The sequence below is a fragment of the Streptomyces sp. NPDC002790 genome, assembly GCF_040295505.1.
Classification (GTDB): Bacteria; Actinomycetota; Actinomycetes; order Streptomycetales; family Streptomycetaceae; genus Streptomyces.
Window position 1 is genome coordinate 1 of record NZ_JBEOVM010000185.1, and the last position, 7,394, is coordinate 7,394.

5 protein-coding genes are annotated in these 7,394 nt (G+C 68.8%); 2 read left to right on the top strand and 3 right to left on the bottom strand.

From position 1 onward, the window contains the following. Positions 1-384: 384 nt before the first annotated feature. Positions 385-1,392, bottom strand: a complete 1,008-nt coding sequence (locus ABT004_RS35330; RefSeq protein WP_351345587.1) for a stage II sporulation protein M — start codon at positions 1,390-1,392, stop codon at positions 385-387. A gap of 105 nt (positions 1,393-1,497) precedes the next feature. Between ABT004_RS35330 and ABT004_RS35335 the strand changes: the two genes are divergently transcribed. After that, a complete protein-coding gene (locus ABT004_RS35335) occupies positions 1,498-2,490 on the top strand; it encodes an RDD family protein (RefSeq protein ID WP_351345590.1) in 993 nt (330 codons plus the stop codon). 10 nt (positions 2,491-2,500) lie between these two features. On the opposite strand, the gene ABT004_RS35340 is transcribed toward ABT004_RS35335, so the two are convergent. Together ABT004_RS35340 and ahcY are read right to left on the bottom strand one after the other, a co-directional pair. Then, positions 2,501-3,115 carry a hypothetical protein gene (locus ABT004_RS35340; RefSeq protein ID WP_351345593.1) on the bottom strand — a complete coding sequence of 205 codons (615 nt, stop codon included), beginning with the start codon at positions 3,113-3,115 and terminating at the stop codon, positions 2,501-2,503. A gap of 177 nt (positions 3,116-3,292) precedes the next feature. Beyond that, on the bottom strand, positions 3,293-4,756 hold the full coding sequence (gene ahcY, locus ABT004_RS35345) for an adenosylhomocysteinase (RefSeq protein WP_351345596.1): 1,464 nt from the start codon (positions 4,754-4,756) through the stop codon (positions 3,293-3,295). A 449-nt stretch (positions 4,757-5,205) separates the two neighbouring features. Here ahcY and ABT004_RS35350 point away from each other — a divergent pair, with 449 nt between their 5' ends. Further along, positions 5,206-7,296: a fructose-specific PTS transporter subunit EIIC gene (locus ABT004_RS35350; RefSeq protein ID WP_351345598.1), complete on the top strand. Its 2,091-nt coding sequence runs from the start codon at positions 5,206-5,208 to the stop codon at positions 7,294-7,296. The last annotated feature ends 98 nt before the right edge of the window (positions 7,297-7,394 follow it).

The window sequence follows — 7,394 nt, forward strand, 5'->3', positions numbered from 1 at the left end:
CTTCCTTTGTACTCACCCTCGCGGGCTTTCCTCCGGGCGCTTCCCTTCGGTCTTTCTGTTCTTGCGTTTCCAACTCTACCAGATCCGTATTCCGTTCCGTTTCCGGTTCGGATTTCAATTCCGGTGGCCGTTGGAGGCCTTTGCCTTTCGGCGGTGCCGACTTTATCAGAAGTTTTGGGCCAGACTGGCCGGCTCAGGGTTTCCGATTAATCGGGAGGGGCTTCTCGAAGAATTGAATTTCGTGAAGCGCGCTAGATACTAGCCGTTGCAATCGAACCTGTCGAGTTCGGGGCAACTGTTCGAATCTACCTCCCCGGTCTGTCCGTGTCAACGGTCTTTCCGGGGCGAAGAGGAGACTAGCAGGTCAGCGGGGTTGTTCGCACATCAGGCGGCCGTGGGCAACAGGGCACTGCGCTCATCCGTGGCGACATCGCCCGTTTCTCCCGTACGAACCGCTCGGCCGCCGAGTACATAGACGTACGTCAGGAAGGCCAGCTCTGCTGTGATGCCGATACCGATGCGGGCCCAGGTCGGGAGGCCGGACGGGGTGACGAAACCTTCGATGGCCCCGGAGATGAACAGGACCAGGGCCAGCCCGATGGCCATGCCGAGGGCCGCGCGGGCCTCTTCGGCCAGGGCCGTCCTGCGCGTGCGGGGGCCCGGATCGATCACGGTCCACCCGAGGCGGAGTCCGGCCCCGGCCGCTACGAATACCGCGGTCAGTTCGAGCAGGCCGTGCGGGAGGATCAGGCCCAGGAAGGTGTCGAGGCGTCCGACGGAGGCCATCAGGCCGATGCCCATACCTACGTTGAGCATGTTCTGGAAGAGGATCCACAGGACCGGCAGGCCCAGGAAGACGCCCAGAACCAGGCACATGGCGGCGGCCTGAGCGTTGTTCGTCCAGACCTGGGCGGCGAACGAGGCGGCCGGGTGGCTCGAGTAGTACGTCTCGTACTGGCCGCCGAGGCGGGTCATCTCGCGGAGCTCGGAAGGCGCCGCGATGGAGGCCTGGACTTCGGGGTGGGTGGCGATCCACCAGCCGATGAGGGCGGCTGTCGCGGTCGAGAGCAGTGCGGTGGGGACCCACCAGTGGCGCGCCCTGTAGACCGCTGCCGGGAAACCGCGGGTCAAGAAGCGCGTCACGTCGCGCCATGAAGCGCGGCGGGTGCCCGTCACGGCACTACGCGCGCGTGCCACGAGTTGGGTGAGACGGCCGATCACCCGGGGGTCAGGTGCGCTCGACTGGATGAGCGAGAGGTGGGTGGCAGTGCGCTGGTACAAGGTCACCAGTTCGTCCGCCTCTGTGCCGGTGAGTCGGCGTCGGCGGCGCAGCAGAGCGTCCAGTCGGTCCCACTCGGCCCGGTGGGCGGACACGAAGACGTCGAGGTCCATCCGGTCTGCTGCTCCTCGCTTTCCGGCACCTGTTCGGCGCGATGGTCCTTCAGCTTGGCAGACTGGCGGTTCCTGGGGCAGCTCGTTGAAGGGTGGGTGGCCGGCGTGAGTGAGCTGGTGACGGGTGAGGCGGTGGCGCTTGAGCTGCGACCCGCGAAGTTGCCGAGTCGGGCGCTTGCCGTGCTCATCGACCTGGCGGTGGCGTTCGCCGTCTATATCGCGGTGACCATGGCGTTCGCGGCTGCGACCGGCTCGCTCGACGACGCCGCGGCCGCGGCCGTCGCGGTGGCGACGTTTCTGTTGGTGCTGGTCGGGATCCCGATCGCCGTGGAGACGTTGAGCCATGGACGGTCGCTGGGGAAGCTCGCGTGCGGGCTGCGCGTCGTGCGGGACGACGGCGGGCCGATCCGGTTCCGGCACGCCTTGGTGCGGGGAGCCGTCGGGGTCGTGGAGATCCTCATGACCTTCGGGGTCGTGGCCTGCGTCGCTTCACTCGTGTCCGCGCGGGGCCGACGAGTCGGGGACGTTTTCGCCGGGACCCTTGTCGTACGGGAAAGGGTGCCGACCGGGCAGTTGGCGTTTGTGCCGCCTCCTCCGCCGTGGCTGGTGGGAAGGTTCGCCGAGCTGGATCTGTCGGCCGTGCCGGAGGGGCTGTGGCTCGCGGTGCGGCAGTACCTGACGCGGATGGGGCAGTTGGATCCGCAGGTGGGGTGGGGGATGGCCGAGCGGCTCGCGGGCGAGCTTGCCGCGCTCACGGGGGCGCCGGTGCCGAGTGACATGCCGCCTGCCGCGTTTCTGGCGGCCGTGACGCACGAGCGGCAGTCGCGGGAGGCTCAGCGCGCACTCGGAGCGAACGCCGCGGGTGGGCAGCAGGCTTCGCCCGTGACCGGTGCGGGTCTCGGGCGGTACGGCGGGTACGCGGAGGCCGCCGGGCCCGTGCCGCCCGTCACCACTTTCGCCCCTCCCGTTCCCCCGGCCCCTGCGCCCGGCCCCGTCGTCTCGCCCGCACAGGTCACGAGCCCCCGCCCGAGCGACAACGCCCCGGCAGGGCCCGGGAGTTCGGACGGGCCGGCCACCGGGTTCGTGCCGCCGGCCTGAGCGGGCGGAGTCAGCGGAACGCCGACGGCGGGGTCTCGAGGTCCTCCAGCTCGATGCCGGGGGCCGCGAGGACCACGTCGCCGCTGATGTGGACCGCCTGCTGCTCGCCCGTGTCCAGGGCTGTGACCTGGTATTCGTCCACGGTCAGCGGTCCGTTGTCAGTGGCGTGTGCTTCGCTGTTCAGCAGGGTCCAGGACTGGTCCACCGTGAGGGGTGCGAGGACGGGATCCGTCAGGGCGACGAGGCGGACGCGGGTCGGCGGGGAAGCGGGGGTGAGGGCGAGCAGTCGTGCGGTGGCGATGAGGAACGCGGGGGATGTTCCCGTGAACGCGTGCGCGGGGGCGTTTCCTTCAGTGGCGTGAGTGCCGGTGGGGTCGGTGCGGACCCAGGTGACGCCGTCGATTGCGGCGCCTCTCACCTGCCAGCTCGCGGCATTCAGTTCGAGGCGTATGGGGCGGCCGAGTTCGTCGAGGGCGAGGTCGATCGAGCCGGCGTGGTCGCCGGAGGGGGTGGTCCGTTGCGCTACATAGCGCCAGCCGGAAGGGCCGGGCGCGCACTGGAAGTGTTCTTCGCCGAGGGGGGTGTGATCGTGCAGATCGTGGAGCGAATAACGGCCGCGGGGCATGGCGTTCGTGGGGTCCTCTGTCTGGCCTGGTGACGGCCGCCTTCAGGTGCGGAGCCGGCGGTCGTCGAAGGACGTGTCCACCGTAGCCAGCGGTGTGTGCGGACACGGGACAGGCCCCCGACACGGGGGTGCGGGGGCCTGTCCTGCGAAGCGGTCGGCCGGCGGGCGGCTGGTGGCTCAGTAGCGGTAGTGGTCCGGCTTGTACGGGCCCTCTACCTCGACGCCGATGTACGAGGCCTGCTCCGGGCGGAGCGTCGTCAGCTTCACGCCGAGCGCGTCCAGGTGGAGGCGGGCGACCTTCTCGTCCAGGTGCTTGGGCAGCACGTACACGTCGGTCGGGTACTCGGTCTGCTTGGTGAAGAGCTCGATCTGGGCCAGCGTCTGGTCCGCGAACGAGTTGGACATCACGAAGGACGGGTGGCCCGTCGCGTTGCCCAGGTTCAGCAGGCGGCCCTCGGAGAGCACGATGAGGACCTTGCCGTCGGGGAACGTCCAGGTGTGGACCTGCGGCTTGACCTCGTCCTTGACGATGCCGTCGATCTTCGCCAGGCCGGCCATGTCGATCTCGTTGTCGAAGTGGCCGATGTTCCCGACGATCGCCTGGTGCTTCATCTTGGCCATGTCCGAGGCCATGATGATGTCCTTGTTGCCGGTCGTCGTGACGAAGATGTCGACCTTGTCGACGACCTCGTCGAGCGTCGCGACCTGGAAGCCGTCCATCGCCGCCTGCAGCGCGCAGATCGGGTCGACCTCGGTGACGATCACGCGGGCGCCCTGGCCGCGCAGCGACTCAGCGCAGCCCTTGCCCACGTCGCCGTAGCCGCAGATGAGGGCGGTCTTGCCACCGATGAGGACGTCCGTGGCGCGGTTGATGCCGTCGACGAGCGAGTGGCGGCAGCCGTACTTGTTGTCGAACTTCGACTTGGTCACGGCGTCGTTCACGTTGATCGCCGGGAACAGGAGGACTCCGTCGCGCTGCATCTCGTACAGACGGTGGACGCCGGTCGTGGTCTCCTCCGTGACACCGCGGATCTCGGAGGAGAGCTGGGTCCACTTCTGCGAACCGTTCGAGATCGTGCGGTTCAGGAGCTGGAGGATGACGCGGTGCTCGTCGGACTCGGCGGTGTCGACCGAGGGGACCTTGCCGTCCTTCTCGTACTCGACGCCCTTGTGGACGAGGAGGGTGGCGTCACCACCGTCGTCGAGGATCATGTTCGGCCCGCCGGTGGGGGTGTTCGGCCAGGTCAGAGCCTGCTCCGTGCACCACCAGTACTCCTCGAGCGTCTCGCCCTTCCAGGCGAAGACCGGGATGCCCTGGGGGGCATCCGGCGTGCCGTTCGGGCCGACGGCGATGGCCGCGGCGGCGTGGTCCTGCGTGGAGAAGATGTTGCAGGAGGCCCAGCGGACGTCGGCGCCGAGCGCGACGAGGGTCTCGATGAGGACGGCCGTCTGGACCGTCATGTGCAGGGAGCCGGTGACGCGGGCGCCCGCCAGGGGCTGCGCGGCGGCGTACTCCTTGCGGATCGACATGAGGCCGGGCATCTCGTGCTCGGCGAGGGTGATCTCCTTGCGGCCGAAGGCGGCGAGGGAGAGGTCGGCGACCTTGAAGTCCTGGTCCTGTCGGTTGGCGACAGAAGTCATAAGTGAGCTGCTCCTCGGTGCTGTTGCAGTCGGTCGAGGTGGGCTGACGGCGCCTGCCCACGGTACGGGCGATGCGCGTAGGGCTGACCTGCGGCGTCCTGGGACACAGGTGTCCCCTGGCGTTCGCAGCGCAGTTCGTCGGAGGCCCTCTCTCCCTCGGGGTCGACCCGGCGTACGGGCCGCCCGACCGCCATCAGCAGCGACGTCTGGCTCGGTACAAAGCTACACCGATCGGCCCAGCCGAACCCACCCCGCCTCTCGATCCGGTCGCGCGAGTTCCGGACCGGGCCTCCTCGGCGGGAGGTACCGGGCAGAAATCGGGATACGTGACCACGGGCCGGCGGATCCGGGACCTTCGGGCTGTCGACCCTGTGCGCATGTGTTGCACCATGCTGGGAGAGACGCAAAGATCTGTGCGCTCTTGCACGGAACGCTTGAAGGAGAGCCACGTGACCAGTCCGGCCGACCCCCACGCGGGCGGAGGGGCCGTCGAGCAGCAGAAGAAGTTGAAGCTGCTCGCGGTGACCGCATGTCCGACCGGCATCGCGCACACCTATATGGCGGCGGAGAAGCTGCAGCAGGCAGCCGACGCCGCGGGCATCGACATGAAGGTGGAGACGCAAGGGTCCATCGGGGCCGAGAACGTCCTCACTGACAACGATGTCAGAGGCGCCGACGGCATCATCATCGCCGCCGACAAGGACGTTGACCGCGCCCGGTTCGCCGGTAAGCGGGTGCTGTCGGTCGGCGTGTCGGAGGGCATCAGCCACCCCGAGCAGCTGATCGAGCGGGTCCAGAGCGCGCCCGTGGCCGGCTCCGAGGGCGGTGCGGCGCAGGAGGCCGCGGCGTCCGGCGGCAAGGCGCGCAGTGCGGCGTACAAGGCGTTGATGAACGGCGTCAGTTTCATGATCCCGTTCGTCGTCGTCGGCGGTCTGCTGATCGCCGTATCCCTGGCGATCGGCGGTCACGCGACGCCGGACGGCATCCAGATCCCCAAGGACACGTTCTGGTTCAACGTCAACGCGCTCGGCACACTCGGCTTCAAGCTGATGCTGCCGATCTTCTCCGGCTATATCGCCTACGCGCTCGGTGACCGGCCCGCGCTGGTGCCGGGCATGATCGGTGGCTTCCTCGCCGCGGACGCCAGCATCTACGGTTCCGACGCCAATGCCGGTTTCCTCGGCGCCATCGTGACCGGCTTCCTCGCGGGCTACCTCGTGATCGCGATCCGGAAGATCAAGGTCCCGAAGGCCATCCAGCCGATCATGCCGATCATCGTGGTCCCGATCGCGTCCACTCTGGCCGTCGGCCTCGCCTTCATCTACATCCTCGGCGGGCCGATCTCCTGGGTGTTCACGCATCTCACCGACTTCCTCGGCGGGATGACCGGGTCGAGCGCGGTACTGCTCGGCGCGCTCATCGGCCTGATGATCGCGTTCGACATGGGCGGGCCGGTCAACAAGACCGCGTTCCTGTTCGCCGTCGGTCTGATCGGGACGAACAACGCCGTCATGGGTATGGCCGCCGCGGCCATCCCGGTCATGCCGCTCGGCCAGGGCCTGGCCACGATGATCCGCCGCAAGCTCTACACGGACGCGGAACGCGAAGCGGGTATCGCAGCGTTGTTCATGGGCTGTTTCGGCATCTCGGAGGGAGCCATCCCGTTCGCGGCGGCGCGTCCGGCGCAGGTCATCCCGGCGAACATGCTGGGTGGCGCGGTCGCCGGTGCGATCGCCGGTCTCTCCGGGGTCGAGGACTCCGTGCCGCACGGTGGTCCGATCGTCGCGGTGTTCGGAGCGATCAGCGGCCTCGCCATGTTCTTCGTCGCGATGGTCGCGGGCACGGTGGTCACCGCCGTGACGACGAACGCGCTCGTCGGCGCGAGCAACCGCCGTGCCGCCGCCAAGCAGGCCGCGACAGTCTCCGTCGCGTCCGGTGAGGGCGCCACGGACGGTGCCGCTCCCGCCGGCACTCCCCATGTCTACGCCACGGCGACCGTCGCCTCCGGGTCCGCGAACGCCTCGCCACAGGCGGCCGACGAGGCGCACGCCGCAGGGGCGAGTACGGCCGCCGATCAGCAGCCCGAGGTCCTCTCCGGCTACCTCACCGGCCGGACCGTCAAGGTGCGGTTGGGCGCGCAGGACAAGGAAGCGGCCATCCGCGAGATGGCGGGCCTCGCCGCCGGTACCGGCAAGGTCGCCGACCTGGAGGAGCTCGTGCAGACCGCGTTGCGGCGCGAGGAGCAGGGCACGACCGGGCTCGGCGAGGAGATCGCCATCCCGCACGCCAAGACGGACGCGGTGACCGCCCCGGTCGTCTGCTTCGCACGGTCCGACGAGGGCATCGAGTGGGGTTCGCTCGACGGCACCAAGGCCAGGCTCGTCTTTATGATCTCGGTGCCTGAGGCCGCCGCGGGCGACGAGCACCTGCGCATTCTGGCGCTGCTGTCGCGCAAGCTGATGGACACGGACTTCCGGGCGCGGCTGCAGGCGGCTCCGGACGAGGCGGAGATCCTGCGGGTGCTGGCGGAGGTTCAGTAGCCCGGATCGACCGATACGTGGTTGGGGCGGCCGGCGAGTACGTACTCGCCGGCCGCCCCATCCACGTAGTAGAGGAAGCGCTGTATGTGGTTGGGGCC

Bases quoted from the DNA above. Each gene is read 5' to 3' on its own strand.
- ABT004_RS35330 (WP_351345587.1), bottom strand. From the start codon at position 1,392: ATGGACCTCGACGTCTTCGTGTCCGCCCACCGGGCCGAGTGGGACCGA.
- ABT004_RS35340 (WP_351345593.1), bottom strand. From the start codon at position 3,115: ATGCCCCGCGGCCGTTATTCGCTCCACGATCTGCACGATCACACCCCC.
- ahcY (WP_351345596.1), bottom strand. From the start codon at position 4,756: ATGACTTCTGTCGCCAACCGACAGGACCAGGACTTCAAGGTCGCCGAC.